Origin of the sequence: Neobacillus mesonae, from assembly GCF_001636315.1 — a bacterium.
GTDB lineage: Bacteria > Bacillota > Bacilli > Bacillales > Cytobacillaceae > Neobacillus > Neobacillus mesonae.
The window spans coordinates 4555616-4576269 of the sequence record NZ_KV440949.1 but is presented as its reverse complement, the minus strand read 5'-3'; the positions used below and the strand labels follow the sequence as shown (position 1 = coordinate 4576269).

The 20654-nt window shown below is 40.0% G+C and carries 18 protein-coding genes; all 18 read right to left on the bottom strand.

Annotated features, from left to right (window positions below):
• Positions 1–16: 16 nt before the first annotated feature.
• On the bottom strand, positions 17–1072 hold the full coding sequence (asd, locus tag A6749_RS21520; protein ID WP_066396195.1) for an aspartate-semialdehyde dehydrogenase: 1056 nt from the start codon (positions 1070–1072) through the stop codon (positions 17–19).
• Positions 1073–1258: 186 nt separating this feature from the next.
• On the bottom strand, positions 1259–1858 hold the full coding sequence (gene dpaB / locus A6749_RS21515) for a dipicolinate synthase subunit B (protein WP_066396193.1): 600 nt from the start codon (positions 1856–1858) through the stop codon (positions 1259–1261).
• Positions 1858–2757 (bottom strand): dipicolinic acid synthetase subunit A, encoded by a 900-nt coding sequence (gene dpaA, locus A6749_RS21510; protein WP_066396189.1) that lies wholly within the window; start codon positions 2755–2757, stop codon positions 1858–1860. Before dpaA ends, dpaB begins: the two co-directional genes overlap by 1 nt.
• Before the next feature lie 343 nt (positions 2758–3100).
• Positions 3101–3346 carry a YlmC/YmxH family sporulation protein gene (locus A6749_RS21505; protein WP_066396182.1) on the bottom strand — a complete coding sequence of 82 codons (246 nt, stop codon included), beginning with the start codon at positions 3344–3346 and terminating at the stop codon, positions 3101–3103.
• Positions 3347–3453: 107 nt separating this feature from the next.
• Positions 3454–4689 carry a M16 family metallopeptidase gene (locus A6749_RS21500; RefSeq protein WP_066396178.1) on the bottom strand — a complete coding sequence of 412 codons (1236 nt, stop codon included), beginning with the start codon at positions 4687–4689 and terminating at the stop codon, positions 3454–3456.
• A gap of 95 nt (positions 4690–4784) precedes the next feature.
• The gene (locus A6749_RS21495; RefSeq protein ID WP_066396176.1) at positions 4785–5732 is read right to left on the bottom strand and encodes a polysaccharide deacetylase family protein; all 948 of its coding nucleotides are present in this window, start codon (positions 5730–5732) and stop codon (positions 4785–4787) included.
• Between the two features lie 208 nt (positions 5733–5940).
• The gene (gene pnp, locus A6749_RS21490; protein ID WP_066396173.1) at positions 5941–8058 is read right to left on the bottom strand and encodes a polyribonucleotide nucleotidyltransferase; all 2118 of its coding nucleotides are present in this window, start codon (positions 8056–8058) and stop codon (positions 5941–5943) included.
• Between the two features lie 226 nt (positions 8059–8284).
• Complete coding sequence (rpsO, locus tag A6749_RS21485; protein WP_066396170.1) at positions 8285–8554, bottom strand: 30S ribosomal protein S15; 270 nt, start codon at positions 8552–8554, stop codon at positions 8285–8287.
• 159 nt (positions 8555–8713) lie between these two features.
• On the bottom strand, positions 8714–9670 hold the full coding sequence (ribF, locus tag A6749_RS21480) for a bifunctional riboflavin kinase/FAD synthetase (protein WP_066396168.1): 957 nt from the start codon (positions 9668–9670) through the stop codon (positions 8714–8716).
• A 31-nt stretch (positions 9671–9701) separates the two neighbouring features.
• Positions 9702–10622, bottom strand: a complete 921-nt coding sequence (gene truB, locus A6749_RS21475; RefSeq protein ID WP_066396165.1) for a tRNA pseudouridine(55) synthase TruB — start codon at positions 10620–10622, stop codon at positions 9702–9704.
• A gap of 68 nt (positions 10623–10690) precedes the next feature.
• A complete protein-coding gene (gene rbfA, locus A6749_RS21470) occupies positions 10691–11062 on the bottom strand; it encodes a 30S ribosome-binding factor RbfA (RefSeq protein WP_066396162.1) in 372 nt (123 codons plus the stop codon).
• A 17-nt stretch (positions 11063–11079) separates the two neighbouring features.
• Positions 11080–11361 (bottom strand): DUF503 domain-containing protein, encoded by a 282-nt coding sequence (locus tag A6749_RS21465; protein ID WP_066396160.1) that lies wholly within the window; start codon positions 11359–11361, stop codon positions 11080–11082.
• Complete coding sequence (gene infB / locus A6749_RS21460; protein ID WP_066396159.1) at positions 11358–13685, bottom strand: translation initiation factor IF-2; 2328 nt, start codon at positions 13683–13685, stop codon at positions 11358–11360. Before infB ends, A6749_RS21465 begins: the two co-directional genes overlap by 4 nt.
• Positions 13686–13706: 21 nt before the next feature.
• A complete protein-coding gene (locus A6749_RS21455) occupies positions 13707–14009 on the bottom strand; it encodes a YlxQ family RNA-binding protein (protein ID WP_066396155.1) in 303 nt (100 codons plus the stop codon).
• A complete protein-coding gene (gene rnpM / locus A6749_RS21450; RefSeq protein WP_066401081.1) occupies positions 14006–14290 on the bottom strand; it encodes an RNase P modulator RnpM in 285 nt (94 codons plus the stop codon). The genes A6749_RS21455 and rnpM overlap by 4 nt, the downstream gene beginning before the upstream one ends.
• Positions 14291–14307: 17 nt before the next feature.
• Positions 14308–15429, bottom strand: a complete 1122-nt coding sequence (gene nusA, locus A6749_RS21445) for a transcription termination factor NusA (RefSeq protein ID WP_066396152.1) — start codon at positions 15427–15429, stop codon at positions 14308–14310.
• Between the two features lie 45 nt (positions 15430–15474).
• Complete coding sequence (rimP, locus tag A6749_RS21440; RefSeq protein ID WP_066396151.1) at positions 15475–15945, bottom strand: ribosome maturation factor RimP; 471 nt, start codon at positions 15943–15945, stop codon at positions 15475–15477.
• 229 nt (positions 15946–16174) lie between these two features.
• On the bottom strand, positions 16175–20500 hold the full coding sequence (locus A6749_RS21435; RefSeq protein WP_066396150.1) for a PolC-type DNA polymerase III: 4326 nt from the start codon (positions 20498–20500) through the stop codon (positions 16175–16177).
• Positions 20501–20654: the final 154 nt, after the last annotated feature.

Here is a 20654-nt window from a genome sequence, read left to right as displayed (position 1 = left end):
AACCTGCCTTTTGATGTTACTTAGATTTTACAATCCCTAATTCAACTAATCTTTCAGCGATTTGAACTGAGTTCCAGGCTGCACCCTTCAGCAGGTTGTCTGATACAACCCACATATGAAAACCTAGCTCCTCATCAAGATCTTTTCTAATTCTTCCTACAAAGACATCATTTTTGCCTACACAATCAGCCGGCATTGGATAGACTTGATTATCTGGATCATCCTGCAATACAACACCAGGAGCATCTTTTAACAATGCTTTAATCTCACTTGCCGTAACGCCTTCTTGTTCAACTTCAAAATATACCGATTCTGAGTGGCCTACTGCTACCGGCAGACGGACACATGTAGCTGCAACTTGAAGCTCCGGTAAATGCATAATTTTCTTCGTTTCATTGATCATTTTCATTTCTTCAAATGTAAAACCATTATCTTGAAATTTATCAATTTGCGGAATCGCATTAAAAGCAATTTGATAATGTTTTTTATCGGAACCAACTGGTAAAATATTGGCTTCGAACTCCTCTTTGTTAATTATGGCTTTTGTTTGATCCATTAGCTCTTCAACTGCTGCTGCACCTGCACCAGATACAGCTTGATAAGTCGAAACAATCACCTTTTTCAAGCCATATTTCTTACGGATTGGTTCTAAAGCCACAACCATTTGAATAGTAGAACAGTTTGGATTTGCAATGACCCCGTTATGCTCATGAAGATCGGTTTCATTTACTTCTGGTACAACCAGCGGGGTATTTTCATCCATCCGAAATGCACTCGTATTGTCTACAACGACCGCACCGCGTTTTACTGCTTCAGGAGCCAGTTCCTTAGATACGCTGCCCCCGGCGCTGAATAGTGCGATATCGACACCTTCGAAACTCTCCGGTTTAGCTTCTTGAACGGTAATTTCCTGTCCATTAACATTTACTACTTTTCCTGCAGAACGAGCTGAAGAAAGTAAGGTTAATTTTTTTATAGGGAAATTCTCATTTACTAAGGTTTGAATCATTTGTTGTCCAACCGCACCTGTTGCCCCTACAACAGCCACATGAAATCCATTTTGCTGACTCATTTCTAGTTCCCCTTTCAATTACACTGGCTGGTTATTTCTATATTAGAATCTATTTGTCAATGCCAGTATTCATCATCATTATTTTTATTTCATCAGTAGATACAATATTGTACCTACTGATGAACGATTAATTTATTTTAACATATTCCTTTAAAGAAATAACCTTTTTTGAAAAGGGAGAAGAAATTATTCGCTATCTTTATATTTTTCAACAATGACAGGCTGGAGCTGATTTCCTTCAATAGCAGCTTCTACCGTTTCTGTCAGCAGGGTCATTCTTGCCACCATAGAATTTGGTTTCTTTACCGGATCATCTTGACCATAAGGAATAAAAAAGATATTTTTTGTTGCCATCAATCTCATTAAATTCACACCATTCAGCCCAAGCGCATCATTGGTAGAAATTCCAAGAACGACCGGTTTTAAATTTCGGAGTGTTGCTTTTGCCGCCATTAATACAGGACTATCGTTAATCGCATTGGCAAATTTACTCATTGATACCCCTGTAAGAGGTGCTATGACCATACAATCTAAAGGCATCTTTGGGCCTAGTGGTTCGGCCGCCACAATCGAATTAATTGCCTTATTGCCGGTTAAATCTTCAATTCGCTGAACCCAATCCTCCCCTTTACCGAAACGAGTTTCTGTATTTTTTACAGTAAAAGTAACAATTGGAACAACCTCTGCACCCATTTGCACGAGTTTTTCAATTTCCGGAAATACTGCATCATACGTACAATGTGAGCCGGTTAATCCAAAACCAATTCTTTTACCTTTCAAACTCATTATGCATTCCCCTTTCGATTAGTGGTAGATTCTTGGAGCAGCTGTGTAAGCACATCTGCCAAAATCTGCCCCGCTGTTTTTGGCGCTACGATTCCCGGCAAACTTGGCGCCAGCAATGCTTTAATCCCGCGTTTTTCAGCATAACGAAAATCAGTTCCTCCTGGTTTTGACGCTATATCAATAATGAGTGTGTGCGGCGGTAATTTTGCAATAACTCCTGCGCTGACGATTTGTTGTGGTACGGTATTAATTAATATATCTGTTGCCATTACCTCCTTTTGGATATTGCTTAGAGAAAAGGGTTCAAGTCCCATTTCCGTAATTCTGGCAAGATGTTCGCTTTTTCTTGCTCCAACCTTTACCTTTGCACCCAAGGAATGAAATGCCCTTGCAATACTCATTCCGCACCGCCCTAATCCAAGAATTGTTACCTTGGAGCCATGAATGGTAAAGTCTGTGTGTTGAATCGCCATCATGATTGTTCCTTCCACAGTTGGGATGGAGTTATAAATGGCTACATCGTCCCTTGAAAATAACTGTACAAGTTTTCTTCCAGATTGCTTGACAATTTCATTTAAGAATGCGTTGCTAATCCCTGAATAAATCGTACAATGTTCGGGAGTTTTCGCCAGAATTTCTTCTGTCAGAACTACTTTTTCATTTGAAAATATTGTTTCTACCTGTCCTTCTAAATTTGTGCCAGCCACCGGCAAAATAATGGCATCTATATTCGTAAAGTCAACCTCATCCAGTTTTTCCTTAACAGCACCTGTGAAGGCATGGTCAAGCTGTTCGAATCCAATTAATGATAGTCGTGCATCTAACTCGGTTAACTTCCGGATAATTTCCAGCTGTCTGGCATCGCCGCCAATCACGGCTATCTGTATCCCTGTCAGCATGAAAACATTCACCTTCTTTTTTCCTAAACTTTTAATAGTGAACTAAGCCACCATTTACTACGGAAATTTATCGAGAAAACAACACCTTGCCAATAAAAGGCGGTGTAAGCAGAGATTAGCTGTGAAAAAATTAGAATCAAAAGTTTTATCTTTATAACTGCAATCTGTTAGAAAGAAAAACTTTTGCGGCGCTCTGCCCTTTTCCATTCAAGTCCTTAAAAGGAGTACCAATTCTTCTTATCACTTCACCATCTTATGTATGATTGCTTCATTCTGTGAGTTTTCCACCCACAAGAAAAAAATTAGCCCAAGCAAAAGTTCATTTGCTTGGGCTTAAAGCTTGCTATTCTTCTTCTTCAGGAACATCAATAATGATCATTTCAGGGCCAATTTTTTTAATATGATTCCAGGGAACCCGAATTTCTTCTCCTTGCTTACGGAAACCAAACCATTTTAACGACGGAATTAGCAGTGCTTGAATTTGTCCCGTCGTTTCATTAATTTCTAAATCAGTTTGTCCAAGGACACCTAGCCGTTCTGCCTTTTTTACATCGACAATTTCTTTCCCGCTTAATTCACTTAACCGCATGTGAGACACTCCACTCCTTCTCTACCCCGTTTCTATATGTTTATAGAAGGAAGTCCCCAATTAGACTAAAGAAAAAAACAGTTCGAATCACGAACTGTTTTTTAGGGTTAATAATGATCGGGTATTTCTCCCTCAGGACTGATTAATGAAATGGAGTAGTTATCGGTAAATATACTTCTTGCCATTTCATTTACACCTTCCTTGGTTACTACATCGATTTGTTCAATAATCTCATCCAATGAGCGGTGGCGTTTTAACAGAAGCTCATTTTTGCCGTTGCGGCTCATTCTGCTGTTTGTACTTTCAAGACTAAGCATTAAGCTGCCTTTAAGCTGCTCTTTACTATTGGTTAATTCTTTTTCGGTAATACCTTCTTGCTTTAATTTATTTAAAGTTTCTTGTATGGTTTCAAACAAAACATTTAACTGATTAGCACCTGTTCCACCGTAAACAGTGACAATCCCGCTGTCTTGATAAGCAGAATGATAGGAAAACACAGAATAAGCGAGACCCTTTTGCTCGCGGACATCCTGGAACAGTCTTGAACTCATACTGCCCCCTAAAATATTATTAAGGGTGATTAGACTGTAAATGTCCTCATGACCGACCTTTAATCCCTCGAATCCAATACATAAATGGGCTTGTTCGGTTTCTTTTTTACGGGCGATTTTGTTTGAATGAAATGATGGGACATTCTCTTCTTCTTCCCTATTTCCCCCTTGATATGAACCAAAATACTGTTCAACTTCCTGGATAAATGTTTCCGGGACATTACCTGCAATTGAGACCACGACATTTTCAGGCGTATATCTTTCATGAATGTAGCCCCTTAGGGAATCACCATTAAAAGTATTTAATGTTTCTTCTGTTCCTAATATTGGGTATCCCAGTGGATGATCGCCGTAAACAGCCCTGCTAAGCAGATCGTGAACGATATCATCTGGAGTATCTTCATACATCTTAATTTCTTCAAGAACCACATTTTTTTCTTTCTTTAGCTCTGTTTCATCAAATGTTGAATTAAAAAACATATCAGCCAGCACATCTAATGCAAGCTTTGAATGGGTATCCAATACCTTGGCATAATAGCATGTGTACTCTTTTGAAGTAAAGGCATTTACCTGCCCGCCAATGCTATCAAAGGATTCGGCAATGTCTTTTGCAGTCCTTGTAGTGGTCCCTTTAAAAAACATGTGTTCAAGAAAATGGGAAATTCCGTTCGTTTTCGGAATTTCGTTTCTAGATCCCGTTCCTATCCAAATTCCAATGGCAACGGATCGAACGGTTGGAATTTGTTCTAATACAATTCTTACTCCATTTTTGCATGTATATTTGTTTATCATCAACTTCCTCCTGTCTGTAAACAGCAGATGCTACTATTCCAAGTTAATTATACCTTTTATCACTATTTTCTCCAACTTTTAGCTAATCTTGCTTATTATTTCAGAATCCTTTCTTCATTTAATAAATCGGATACGGTGCCGATTTTTAAATGCCTTTGTTTTATTAAAGTGATTAAACGGTCTAATGATGCGGCTGTTGATTCAGTTGGATGCATAAGGACCATTGAACCATTATCAATCTTGCCCATCACACGGTTAATGAGGACGTCCGGGCTTGGCTTTTTCCAATCCACTGTATCAACTGTCCACATAATGGTCTTCATCTTCAATTCATTTGCTACCTTCACTGTTTCATCCCGATAGCTTCCACTTGGAGGGCCAAATAAATTACATTTTACTTCGGTGGCAGCTTCGATGATTTCATTAGTTTTAACTATTTGTTCTCTGGCCTGGGCTGCTGTTAATTTGGCCATATCCGGATGGGAATAAGAATGGTTGCCTACCTCATGGCCTGCACTTACAATCATTTTCGCCAGCTCTGGATTCTTTTTGACCCAATTTCCTTCCAAGAAAAAACTCGCTGAAACATTATGTCTTTTTAAGGTTGCGAGCATATCGGAAAGATATTCGTTACCCCATGCCACATTTATGATGAAGGACACCATTGGTTTATCCGGATGGCCTTTGTAAATGGGAGATGCGGGTAAATCATTTAAATGAACTTTTGGTTTTATTTCGGAAAAAACTAATTTCTTTTCGTCAAAAACTCCCTGTTTTTTCATATTTTTAAATGATGCAGCAATATCAACCTTAACGCCGCTATATCCGGGAATCGCTTTCCATACGCGATCTATTTTGGCATCAGAAGGTGGTTTTTCATATGTAGGTGCATTTTTTTTGATACTTTCAAGTAAAGAGTTTGATTCTTTCGCAGCTGGGAGGGCTTTGTCCTTCATGCCTGAGATATAGTTATTTACGATTGATGTGTTAACGACCATCCATGCGGTAAAACAAATCAAACTTAAGATGAGTACCTTTTTCATTCTACCTTTCCCCCTTCCTTACAGATTATGTATCGAAGGGACAAGGTAGAACATGTTAAGTATTATATGTTGACTTACGCTCCAAGCGCTCTGCTTTCAATTGGCGTTGCGTTGCGGCTAACAATAACCTAGTTACTTCTGTTGTAACAATCCATATGAATAAAAAAAGCCAGAGACAAATTAGTCCTCTAGCTTTTCGTTTTTATCACTATTTATTTTCTTCGGCTTTTTCCCGTTGCTCTTTAAGTACAGCTTTGCGGGATAGGTTGACACGGCCTTGTTTATCAATTTCTGTAACCTTAACTAAGATTTCATCGCCAATCTTTACTACATCCTCTACCTTGCCGACACGTTCTTCTGCAAGTTCGGAAATATGGACTAAACCATCTTTACCTTGGAAAATCTCAACAAACGCGCCGAACTTTTCAATGCGTTTGACTTTACCGAGGTAAAGCTGTCCAACCTCAACCTCGCGGACAATATCTTCAATAATTTTCTTAGCCATTTGGTTCATTTCAGAGTCAGCGGAGGCAATAAAGATTGTACCATCCTGCTCGATATCAATCTTAACACCGGTCTCCTCAATAATCTTATTGATTTGTTTTCCGCTTGGACCAATTACATCCCGAATTTTATCTGGATTAATGTTCATTGTTAAAATTTTTGGTGCAAATTTAGAAAGTTCTTCTCTTGGTTCCGTAATAGTCGAAAGCATATGGTCTAAAATCTGCATTCTGCCTTTTTTAGCCTGCTGAAGGGCTTCCTCTAAAATTTCGCGTGACAGCCCATCAATTTTGATATCCATTTGTAAAGCCGTAACACCTTTTTCTGTTCCAGCCACTTTGAAATCCATATCTCCAAGATGATCTTCCATCCCTTGAATATCTGTCAATACAGTATAATGTTCACCTGATTTGACAAGTCCCATGGCAATCCCGGCAACAGGAGCTTTAATTGGAACACCAGCATCCATTAACGCTAAGGTACTTCCGCAAATACTTGCCTGTGATGTCGAACCATTAGATTCAAGAACTTCTGAAACAACACGGATGGTATATGGGAAATCTTTTTCAGATGGAATAACGGGCTCAAGGGCACGTTCTCCAAGTGCACCATGGCCGATTTCACGACGGCCTGGGCCGCGGATTGGTCCGGTTTCCCCAACGCTGAAGGAAGGGAAATTATAGTGGTGCATCCATCGCTTTTCTTCTTCAATTCCGAGGCCGTCCAAAATTTGAACATCCCCCATTGCACCAAGAGTACAAATACTAAGCGCTTGTGTTTGTCCACGTGTAAACAGCCCTGAACCATGTGTTCGCGGCAGAATACCTACCTGTGATGATAAAGGACGTATTTCATCGATTTTTCGGCCGTCGGGGCGGATTTTTTCCACAGTTATTAGACGGCGAACCTCACCTTTAACAATCTTGTCCAATATTTGTTTTACTTGTTTAAGGTCGTCTTCTGATGCTTCTTTTTCTTCGTACTTTGCTAAAATCTGATTTTTTACTTCTTTAATGGCGTCTTCACGAGCATGTTTTTCCTGAACTTGAATCGCCTTAATCATGTCCGCTTCACATAGCTCTCGTACTTCCGCTTCAAGCTCTTTATCAATTTCATAAAGTGCAACCTTTAACTTCTCTTTACCGACTTCAGCTACAATTTTCTCTTGAAAATCGATTAAACGTTTAATTTCTTCATGGCCAAACATGATGGCTTCAAGCATCGTTTCTTCCGGCACTTCATCAGCTCCGGCTTCAACCATGTTAATGGCAAATTTCGTTCCTGCTACCGATAAATGGATATCACTATTTTCTGCCTGTTCAACAGTCGGATTGATAATAAACTGATTATCTACCCTCCCGACAACAACACCGGCAATCGGCCCTTCAAACGGAATATCTGATACACTAAGTGCTAAAGACGAACCGAACATTGCTGCCATTTCTGTGGAGCAATCTTGGTCTACACTCATTACCATACTGATTACTTGAACTTCATTTCGGAACCCATCTGCAAAAAGCGGACGAATTGGCCTGTCAATCAAACGGCTGGCCAAAATAGCCTTTTCACTAGGACGGCCTTCCCGTTTGATAAATCCGCCTGGAATTTTCCCTACTGCATATAAACGCTCTTCATAGTTAACAGTTAATGGGAAAAAGTCCAAATTTTTAGGTTCCTTTGAAGCTGTTGCTGTACTTAATACTGCTGTATCACCATAGCGGACTAATACCGCTCCATTGGCCTGCTTAGCAAGCTGGCCGATTTCAACCGTCAGCTTACGACCAGCCCAATCAATGGAATACACATGTTTCTCGTGGTCCATATTTTTACCCCTCTCATCTAAACTACTTAGAAGGATGATACGAAATAAAAATTTCGCTTTGATCATCTTACTAATGAAAATATAAAAAAAGCCATTAAAAGCTTATGTTATCGATCCAAATTATTATTAGTATGCACAAAAAAGCTCTGACTTAAAAATATGTATATAATATTCCTATATCTTTTTTTTACTAATAAAAAAGCGGGAAAAATCCCGCTTCTTAAAACTAACGACGTAAACCAAGCTTATTGATTAACTCACGGTAACGTTGAACGTCTTTGTTACGAAGGTAAGTTAAAAGATTACGACGCTTACCAACCATTTTCAACAGACCACGACGTGAGTGGTGATCCTTTTTATGAACGCGTAAGTGCTCGTTCAATTTGTTGATTTGTTCAGTAAGGACAGCGATTTGAACCTCTGCAGATCCAGTGTCATTCTCATGAGTTTTATACTCATTGATGATTTCGTTTTTGCGCTCTTGTGTGATTGCCATCCATGTTCACCTCCTAAAATTTACAAATCCCCTGTTACCGAGCAAGCGTCGGTGATTCGACTTGCCAAGCAAAGGTTATTTTTAATACGTAGTTAAGAATACAATGTTTTACGCCAAAATGCAAGTTTTATCCTTAAGAATATCCATGATATCCTTTCTTTAATCAAAGGATTGTCGATTTTCTTCAAAATATTTAACGGCATTTTGTTTATCTTTTTCAATTTGCTGTACAAGCTGGTCAATCCCGGAAAATTTTTGTTCCTTTCGGAGATAAAGATGCCACTCGACAACAACTTCTTCCCCATAAATATCTTGATTGAAATCAAATAAATGAACCTCGATGGAAATCTTAACAGCATCTTTATTAAATGTCGGTTTATAACCAACATTGCAAACACCTTGATACCACGTATTCTTTACCTTCATTCTAACCGCATATACACCGGTAGGGGGGATAATATATTCTTCATTGACATCAATATTGGCCGTTGGAAAACCAATTGTACGGCCGCGTTTATCCCCATGAATGACAATCCCGGTTGTTGTAAAAAATCTTCCTAACAAATGCGGAAGCTGATCCGCTTTTCCTTCCTTAAGAAGATCCCGAATTCTTGTTGAGCTTACTTTTTCGTTCCCCTCTGTTAACTCGGGAACAACCTTATAGGTGAATTTTTCCCGTGAATGAAATGGCAATGTTTCCATATTACCTTTGCCCATTCTTCCATACGTGTAATCAAATCCAGCAACGACATGCTTTACATTAAGGCCAATAATATACTGATCAATAAATTCCTGCGGCAGCAAATTGGCAAAATCCGCCGTGAAATGAACAATGAATAAATAATCGATCCCCTGCTGCTCTATTATTTTAATTTTTTCCGGTAAAGGAGTAATGTACTGAACATGTTTATTTGCTTTGCCCAAGACGACTGTGGGATGGGGATCAAAGGTCATGACAGCACTGCTTACCCCCGCTTGAACTGCCAGTTTTTTCGCTTCAAGAATGACTTGCTGATGCCCTAGATGAACACCATCAAAATAACCAAGTGCCATGGATAATGGCGGTATATCCTGTTTCTCCAGTTTTAATGGAAACTCAAGCATCTTTACTTCCAATTGAAACTCACCTTTTCTATACCGTAACCTTTTATTCTAGTTCATTTCTTAATACCTTAACAGGTTTTAGAAGGTCTGGCTTATTGGGATGCTTTGCATAAATAGCAAGTGCCCTACCATCATTTGTTTCAGCAATAATAGGTCCGTTACAAGTTTTTAAATGTTCTGGTATGTTTAATAATGCACCATTTTTCACTTTCTCTGCTACTGTATCATTAATTTTTAATTTCGGCAAATGAGAAAGTGCTGTCTCAAGCGGTTTCAAAACATCTTCAACTGTTCCTTCTTCCGCCATTTGGTTCACTTCTTCCAACGTAAAACAGTCATCTAATGTAAAAGAGGCAGATTGAACCCTTACCAAGTTTGACATATGGGCGGGGTACCCTAATTTCTCTCCAATCATAACAGCCAATGTTCTAATATATGTACCTTTACTGCAGCTTACTTTAAACCTAAAGGTAATGGTATCTCCCGTCCATTCCTTCTGTTCATCAAGCAGTTGAATCGAATAAATCGTTACTTTTCTTGAAGGGCGATCAACTTCTATTCCCTTACGAGCATATTCATAAAGACGAACACCGCCTACTTTTACTGCTGAAAACATTGGTGGCGTTTGGATGATTTCACCCGTTAACGATTCAAGCACATTGAGGATTTCTTTACGTGAAATCGGACGGGATACTAATTTCTTTTCAACTATTTCCCCTGTGGCATCTTCAGTGGTCGTGGAGAACCCAAGTGTCACTTCTGCTTCATAGGTCTTCCCGGCATCGGTTATGTATTCGGCAACCTTGGTAGCTTTTCCAATGCAAATTGGAAGGACACCTGTGACCTCTGGATCTAATGTTCCCGTATGTCCAATTTTTTTCGTTTTCAAGATTTTTCTTAACTTAAAGACACAATCATGACTTGTGATGCCCTTCGGTTTATATAACGGCAAAATCCCTTCCATTTTTCCTCGCTCCTTCTATCCGAAAAAAATGGATAGACGATTGTCTATCCATTTCCCTGTACTATCCTTTACTCTTCTTCATTCGTCTTCATCGGTTTATCGTCCGTGTGAAGCTGGTGAAGAAGTGTCTCAATTCGATTCCCATAATCGATTGATTCATCAAATTCAAAAATAATTTCAGGTGTTTTGCGCAGCCGAATACGGTGGCCAATTTCGGACCGAATAAATCCTTTTGCCTTAGCAAGGCCCTTTAAGGTATTCTCCTTTTGCTCGTCATCACCTAAAACAGAAATAAATACTTTGGCTTGTTGAAGATCTCCTGTTACTTGAACGTCGGTCACTGTTACAAAACCGATCCGTGGATCTTTGATTTTGCGTCCAATAATATCTGTAAGTTCTTTCTTCATTTGCTCTCCAACACGGTTTGGTCTATGGCTCATCACATTCACCTCTTATCTTAAAGCCATTCAATTTCGGTGATTGTTCTTTCTATTTCTGGAAATGAGTCAATTAATTTCAATGCGTTTTGCAATTCATGTTCAGCTCCTGCCTTGCCTCCGGATACCGCTGCGATGGCAATCCTTGTTCTTTGCCATACATCATGATAGCCAACCTCGGCGGCTGATACATTAAATTTTTGCCTTAACCTTGTTAAAATACGCTGCAAAACCGCACGTTTATCTTTTAAAGAGTGAGCGTTATAAATGATACATTCACAGTCGGCAACGCCGATGATCATTTACGCTCCACCTCTTCCATAATATATGCTTCAATGACATCCTCTTCTTTGATATCGTTGAAGTTTTTAACGGTAATACCACATTCATATCCTTGGGCAACTTCTTTAGCATCGTCTTTGAAACGTTTTAATGCATCGATTTCACCTTCGAAGATGACCACTCCATTACGAATGACGCGGACACCGCTGTCGCGGGTAATTTTACCATCCGTTACATAAGAACCTGCAATCGTTCCGACCTTCGAAACCTTAAATGTTTGACGAACTTCAGCTTGACCAATAATTTTTTCTTCGAATTCCGGATCAAGCATCCCCTTCATCGCTGCTTCCATTTCCTCAATTACTTTATAAATGATACGGTGCAGACGAACATCTACTTTCTCAGCTTCCGCAGCACGTTTCGCATTCGTGTCCGGACGAACGTTAAATCCAATAACGATGGCATTTGAAGCAGCTGCAAGTGTGATATCAGATTCGTTAATAGCACCTGTGCCATTATGAATAATTTTGATATTTACGCCTTCAACATCAATTTTTCTAAGTGAAGCAGCTAATGCCTCTGCAGAACCTTGAACATCAGATTTTAAAATAACATTTAAATCCTTCATTTCACCTTGCTTCAGCTGTTCAAACAGATTATCAAGGCTGACGCGGGTTTTTTCTCCACGCTGAGCAACCAATGCCTGCTGAGCGCGAACTTCACCAATCTGACGAGCAGTCTTTTCATCATCAAAAACAACGAACCGATCTCCTGCCTGCGGCACATCATTAAGGCCAGTAATTTCAACTGGAGTAGATGGGCCAGCATCTTTTACACGCCGGCCTTTATCATTTACCATTGCACGTACACGCCCGAATGTATTGCCGACTACAATTGGATCGCCAATTTTTAATGTTCCATTTTGAATAAGTAATGTGGCTACCGAGCCGCGTCCCTTATCTAATTGGGCTTCGATTACGGTACCCAAAGCTTTGCGATTTGGATTTGCTTTAAGTTCTGCCACTTCGCTAACAAGCAAAATCATTTCTAAAAGGTTGTCGATTCCTTCACCTTTTTTCGCCGAAATCGGAACAAAGATGGTATCACCGCCCCATGCTTCAGCTACTAGACCATGTTCAGTCAGCTCCTGCATGACCCGGTCAGGGTTAGCAGCTTCCTTATCCATCTTATTCACAGCAACGATAATTGGAACTTCCGCAGCTTTAGCATGGTTAATAGCCTCGACTGTTTGTGGCATAACCCCATCATCAGCAGCCACTACAAGAACAGTGATATCGGTGATTTGTGCACCACGTGCCCGCATTGTTGTGAATGCCGCGTGTCCAGGTGTATCAAGGAAGGTAATCTTCTTACCATTTTCAACAACTTGATAGGCACCAATATGCTGAGTAATTCCCCCAGCTTCACCTTCTGTTACTTTTGTATTCCTAATAGAATCCAGTAATGTTGTTTTTCCGTGGTCAACGTGACCCATAATTGTCACAACTGCAGGTCTTTCCACCAATGCCCCTGGATCTTCCTCAGTGAAATACACCTCTAAATCAGTTGTATCGACTTTAATTTCTTCCTCTACCTCTACCCCATATTCGCCAGCAATCAATTCAATCGCATCTTTATCTAAATCTTGGTTGATGGTAGCCATTACACCAAGTAAAAAGAGCTTTTTAATGATTTCTGAAGGCTCACGATGGAGTTTTTTTCCAAGCTCTGCCACCGTTAGAGATTCGGTAAAAGTAATTTTTGCTGGAAGTTCTTTCTCTTTTTTCTTTTGCGGAGCAGCCTGAGTCACTTGCGGCTGATTTTTCCGCTTGTTATGGTTTTGATTTCGATTTTGATTTTGATTTTGATTTTGATGAGTTCTAGGCTTCGCTTTCCCTGATTGGAAGGCTTTATTTTCTTTTGATTGATATTCCTGATCGTGCTTCTTACCCTCTTTAGTTTTTGGAGGTGAGGCAACCTTAACTTTATTAGGAACCGCTAACTTATCATCATCCTCAACAAATGCCTTGGTTGCTGTCTTACCAGCTGGCGGCTTCTGCTGCACATTTGGCTTTTTCGTTTGTTTTTGCTGACCTGGTCGGTTATTTTGACCTTTTGCTTGCATACTATTCGCCTGTTTTTGCTGGTTATGATTTACCTGTTTTTTCTCTGGGGAATTATTGTCTTTTTTATTGTAGGCTGCATCAAGCTTTTTTATATCCGAATCTTCTAATGTTGCCATATGGTTTGTAACCTCTATATTCATTTCTTTTAGTTTTGTAATGATTTCTTTACTTGAAATATTATGTTTTTTTGCATACTCATAAACACGTAGTTTACTCATTATTTTTCACCCCCGCTAGAATTAATCGAGCAACGATACCAGTTTTTTGGCAAACCCATCATCCAGCACAGCTACAACAACGCGGGCTTCTTTTCCAATCGCCTGACCAAGAAGATGACGGTTTTCCACCATTTTCAATGGGACATTATACGAATTACATTTATCTGTAATCTTTTTTGTTGTATTAACAGAAGCATCTCTGGATAATAATATAAGCTTTGCTTTCCCATTTCGGATTTCTTTTACGCTTAGCTCTTCACCCGATATGATTTTTCGTGCCCGATTAGCCAATCCAAGCAATGAAAACCATTGATTTTCTTTCATTTGGTTGACAAGTTCTCCTTCTCAATTAACTCAAGCAGTTCCTCATAAATCTCATCCTTTACCGTCACTTCTAAGTGATTTGATAAGATATTTTTTTTCTTGGCTAACAGGACTGCTTCCTTATCCTTTGAAAGGTATGCACCTCTTCCGGATTTTTTTCCAGTAAGATCAATCGATACATCCCCCTCTTTTGAGCGAACGATGCGAACGAGTTCTTTTTTCGGCTTCATTTCACCTGTAGCCACACATTTGCGCATAGGAACTTTTCTTTTCGTGTTCACGATCATTCACCCCTCTTTTACTCTAACTCTTCGTCAAAATCGAAATCGGTTTCGACATCATCATCAAACAGCTTGATCATTTCTTCGCGCGGATAAATTCCCAGCTCACGCGCTTCTGATTCCGACTTAATATCTATTTTCCAGCTGGTCAGCTTTGCAGCAAGACGGGCATTTTGCCCACGCTTGCCAATGGCTAAAGAAAGCTGATAATCCGGTACAATAACGGTTGTTGCTTTTTCGTCCTCATTGACAATTACATCTAATACTTTTGAAGGGCTTAGGGCATTAGCAACAAACACAACTGGATCGTCCGACCATTTAACAATATCGATCTTTTCACCCTTTAATTCATTCACAACGGCCTGAACCCGTGCCCCTTTTGGTCCAACGCAGGATCCAACCGGATCAACCTCGGAATTATCAGAGTGGACCGAAATCTTTGAACGGTCTCCGGCTTCACGAGCAACTGATTTAATTTCAACTGTACCGTCATAAATTTCCGGTACTTCAATTTCAAATAAACGTTTTAGAAGTCCCGGATGTGTACGTGACACAAAAATTTGCGGACCCTTTGTCGTTTTTTCCACTTTTGTGATATAGACTTTAATTCGGTCATGTGGTTTATAGCGCTCATTAGGCATTTGTTCATTTACCGGCAGCAACGCCTCTATTTTCCCAAGGCTAACATAGATAAATTTAGAATCAAGCCTTTGAACAATCCCTGTCATAATGTCTTCTTCGCGGTCAATAAATTCCGAATAGATAATGCCTCTTTCCGCTTCCCGTACACGCTGGGTAACAACCTGTTTTGCCGTTTGCGCGGCAATTCTGCCGAAATCCTTCGGTGTAACTTCCATTTCCACTACATCTTCTACTTGGTAATTTGGATTAATGCGTCTCGCATCCTCCAATGAAATTTCAAGCCGCGGATCAAAAACTTCATCTACTACCTCTTTGCGGGCAAAAACACGCATGGAACCAGTTTCTAAATTTAAATCAATCCTTACATTTTGAGCTTGATTAAAATTACGGCGATAAGCAGAAACAAGCGCCGCCTCGATTGCGTCAATTAAAACATCTCTGGAAATACCTTTTTCTTTTTCCAGTATCGTAAGAGCATCCAATAATTCGCTGCTCATTTGGTTGTATCCCCCTAATCCTATATAATTTTTATCTTTTAAAGACTATGAAAATGTTACTGCCAGCCTTGCAGCTGCGACTTTTTCATATGGAATGTCGATGGTCTTTTTTCGAGTTTTAATTTTTATTTCCAGTTTTACGATTTGGCCATCAAATTCAAGTAATGTACCCTCAAAACTTTTTTCTCCATCAATTGGCTCATATGTTTTAATAAAGACATTTTTACCGATTGCCTTTTCAAAATCCTTTTGTTTTTTTAAAGGTCGTTCCGCTCCGGGAGAGGATACTTCAAGAAAATAGTTATGTGGAATTGGATCAATCTCATCAAGTTTTTCACCGAGACGCTCACTAACCAGCCCGCAATCTTCAATATCTACTCCGTTGTCTTTATCAATATATACGCGAAGGAACCAGCTTTTTCCTTCCTTCACATATTCAATTTCTACTAGTTCAATACCGAGCTCTTGACATATCGGTGCAGCTAGTTCCTCAACCACTTCAGTTACTTTGCTCATGTCATACCTCCTTTTCCACCCATATGCTATGTACCCGCGGAGATTTTACCATACTAACAAGAAATGCGTATGCTCCTTCTTTTAGGGAGCTAGACAATAAAAAAACCGTTGTAAACACACGAAAGAGTGGGAGAAGCCCCACTCTTTGAATACGAGAGTAATCATTAGTATTTCCAATAAAACTATACCATAACCAAGATTTAGATGCAAACTCAAGGTTTTTAGGGCTTTAGAATAAAGAAAGCTGGTTTTGTTCCGGCAGGGAGGCAAGACAGCCTTGGCGGTCTAGATATTCGAGAATGGTTTTGGATACCTTACCACGCTGCTGCAAGTCTTCTTTTGATAAAAATTCTCCATCTTTTCGTGCCTTGACAATATTGACGGCAGCATTCGTCCCAAGACCAGGAATGGAATTGAATGGCGGAATTAACGAATTGCCATCGATAATAAACTCCGATGCGTCCGATTGGTATAGGTCATAATTTTGGAAGCTGAAACCTCTTTCCGTCATTTCCAGCGCCAGTTCCAAAACGGTTAATAAGCTCTTCTCTTTATTAGAAGCATCCAGCCCTTTGGCATTGATTTCCTCTATTTTGGCACGAATTGCTTCGGAGCCGCGCGTCATTGTTTCAAGATCAAAGTCCTCCGCCCGAACTGTAAAATAAGCAGCGTAATACAATAGCGGCAGATGCACTTTGAAATAAGCAATCCGCACTGCCATTAACACATAAGCAGCTGCGTGGGCTTTCGGGAACATGTATTTAATCTTTTTACAAGAATCAATATACCATTCCGGAACTTCATTTCGGCGCATTTCTGCTTCCATTTCCTCTGATAAGCCTTTACCTTTACGGACCGACTCCATGATTTTAAAGGCAAAAGAAGGTTCCAGCCCCTGATAAATTAGATAAACCATAATGTCATCCCGACAGCCAATAACCTCACTTAAGGTACAGGTTCGATTGTGGATTAACTCTTGTGCATTTCCAAGCCAAACATCGGTACCATGTGAAAGCCCAGAAATTTGCACAAGCTCCGAAAATGTTGTCGGCTTTGTATCTTCAAGCATTTGCCTAACGAATCTTGTACCGAATTCCGGGATACCAAGTGTCCCAGTCTTACACATAATTTGTTCTTCTGTTACCCCTAATGATTCTGTACTGCTGAAAATTTTCATCACTTCAGGATCATCCGTCGGGATCGTTTTCGGGTCTATCCCGCTTAAATCCTGAAGCATTCTGATGACTGTCGGATCATCGTGCCCAAGAATATCAAGCTTTAAGACGTTGTCATGGATGGAATGGAAATCAAAATGCGTTGTCTTCCATTCGGAATTCCGGTCATCCGCTGGGAATTGGATTGGCGTAAAATCATATACATCCATATAATCCGGAATAACGATAATACCGCCTGGATGCTGCCCGGTTGTCCGTTTAACGCCCGTACAGCCGGAAGCAAGCCGCTCAATCTCAGCATTACGCATATGCAAATTATGATCCTGCTGATATGCTTTAACATAACCGAATGCTGTTTTATCCGCGACAGTACCTATTGTTCCTGCACGATATACATAGTCTTCCCCAAACAAAACCTTTGTGTAGTTATGGGCCCGTGGCTGATATTCGCCAGAGAAGTTTAAGTCAATATCTGGAACCTTGTCTCCCTTAAATCCTAGGAAGGTTTCAAACGGGATATCATGGCCGTCCTTACGGTATTTAGCACCGCAATTCGGGCAATCCTTATCCTGCAAATCAAAACCGGAACCAACCGACCCATCATTGAAGAACTCAGAGTGTTTACAGTCAGGGCATATATAATGCGGCGGCAAAGGATTGACTTCTGTAATCTCCGTCATCGTTGCAACAAATGATGAACCAACCGATCCACGCGACCCAACTAAATAACCATCATCTAAGGATTTTTTAACGAGCTTATGAGAAATCAAATAAATAACGGCGAACCCATGACCGATGATACTTTTCAATTCTTTTTCGAGACGTGCTTCCACAATCTCGGGTAGTGAATCACCGTAAATTTTATGTGCCATATCATAGCTCATTTGCCGCATTTCATCTTCAGCACCTTCAATTTTCGGTGTATATAAATCGTCTTTTATCGGCTTAATGACGTCAATCATATCGGCAATTTTATTCGTATTGGTAATAACAACTTCCTTGGCTTTTTCTCCACCAAGGAAGGAAAAAGCATCGAGCATTTCATTCGTGGTTCGAAAATGAACATCCGGGAGTTCATGGCGGTTCAGCGGATTGGCACCGCCTTGAGAACTAATTAAGATTTTACGATAAATCTTATCATTTTCATTTAAATAATGGACATTTCCCGTAGCCACAACAGGAATTCCCAGTTTATCACCGAGTGTAACAATATTCGAGATAATTTGTTCCAAAGCTTTTTCGTCACGGACCAATTCCATTTCGATTAACGGGGCATATACCTGCTTGGGCATGACTTCAAGATAATCATAGAAACGGGCAGCTTCCTCGACTTCTTCAGGGGGCTTTTGCATCATCCCTTCAAATACTTCACCTCTATCACAGGCGGAACCAACAATAATCCCTTCACGATATTTTTGCAAAATCGAACGAGGGATCCTTGGCACCCGGTAAAAATATTCAACGTGAGCAATCGAAATTAACTTAAATAAGTTTTTTAATCCCGCCTCCGTTTGTGCTAAAAGCGTACAATGGTAGGGTCTAGCCCGCTGATAGGCATTGCCTTTTCCCATATTTTCATTGAATTGGTCATGGTACTCAATTCCTTTTTCATTGGCGTCTTTTAACATTTTCAATAACAAATAGCCGGTTGCTTCGGCATCATATATCGCCCGGTGGTGCTGCGTCAGTTCAATATCGAATCTTTTAGCTAACGTGTTAAGACGATGATTCTTTAATTCAGGGTATAAGAAACGACCAAGCTCCAACGTATCGATAACAGGATTTTTTGCCTTGTCCAACCCTATTTTTTTATAGCCGACATTTAAGAATCCCATATCAAATGAAGCATTATGGGCAACAAGGACAGCATCCTTAGTCCATTCATGAAATTTATGAAGAACCTCTGACACTTCTGGTGCATTTTGGACCATGTCATCGGTAATACCCGTTAAATTTATGGTTGTCGCCGATAATCGATGATGCGGGTTAGCAAACGATTCAAAACGATCAATGATATCACCATCTTTTACTTTTACAGCGGCAAGCTCGATAATCGTGTCATATACGGCAGAAAGACCAGTTGTCTCCACGTCAAAGACAACATACGTATCCTCAGCGAGCAGACGGTGTGCAGCATTATAGGCGATCGGTACCCCATCATCAACTAAATTTGCTTCGACTCCATATAGAATTTTAATATCATTTTTCTTTCCGGCGCTAAATGCTTCCGGGAATGACTGGGCACCAGCATGGTCAGTAACAGCAATTGCCTTATGGCCCCATTTTTTTGCTTGGGCAACAAGTGTACTTACAGGTGTAACAGCATCCATTTGGCTCATTGGTGTATGAAGATGCAATTCAACCCGCTTTTCGCCTTCCGGTGCTGTATCCTTCCTTTGGACCGGCTTAATTTCATGAATGTCATTGGCAATCATCACCAGGTCTCTCACAAATGTGTCATTTTGGATGCTGCCGCGTACTTTCACCCACATCCCTTTTTTGACACGTTGAAATTGATTCGCATCCTCCTTATCGCGGGAGAACATTTTCACCATGATTGAGCTTGTATAGTCAGTGATTTTAAACGTAAGCAGTGAACGCCCGCTTCTTAATTCACGAATCTCAGCATCAAAAATATATCCCTCCAGCACTACTCTTCGTTCTTCATCCACAATATCAATTATGCTGCGAAGTTCGCTGTCATCCTTAATCGTAAGACCGATTGAAAGCGGCCCATCATTAGCTTCACCATTAGCCTGGTCATTTTCCGCCTCTTTCTTTTGCATTTCAACCATGGCTAGCAGTGCCCGTTCCTGGTCTTCCTTTTCTTTCGCTTGAATAAACTTCTCGTATTCTTCATTCTTCTCTTCCATTTTTACTTCCGTTTCGAAGGATAACAAAGGAAATCCAAATGACTGGAGAATATCTCCAATGATAGAAGCATATTTACTTTTTAATGTCATTCCTTCTGCTTCGTGATGAACTGCTACTTTCAGTTTATTTCCGTTAACCTCAGGAACCTGCTCATTTAAAAGCTTGATTAAAGGCGGTGAAATACCATCGATCTGCTGGATACAATGACTCCAGTATTGTTGAAGTAATTCTTGTGTAAATGCAGGATTTGCCACCTGGATCTCGTAGGAAATCATGGCAATATTCGAAAAGGTTCTTTCAAGCCGAGTTGCAAATTGGATATATACATTAAAAGGAAGAATTTTTTCAAATGAAAATTGGAAATGCCACTTCCTAGTTTTCTTTTCAACTAATAGCCTTTCAATTTGCGCATTGTTGAAATACACTACTACAGCATCCTCAACTAATTGCAGCTGCTGGAGCAAGAGTTGGAATCGCTCTTTATTGCCTATGGCACGGTCGCTCATCGTTCTCTCTCCCATCTAAAAAATCTCTCTATCAAATTCTTTCAAAAGATAATTATAACACATCAACCTGTCGAATTCGGTTTTATTCGACAAAAACCTTTATCCATTTTCGTTAACATAAGGGCAAAAAAATTGGGAACCGCTCGAGGGGTTC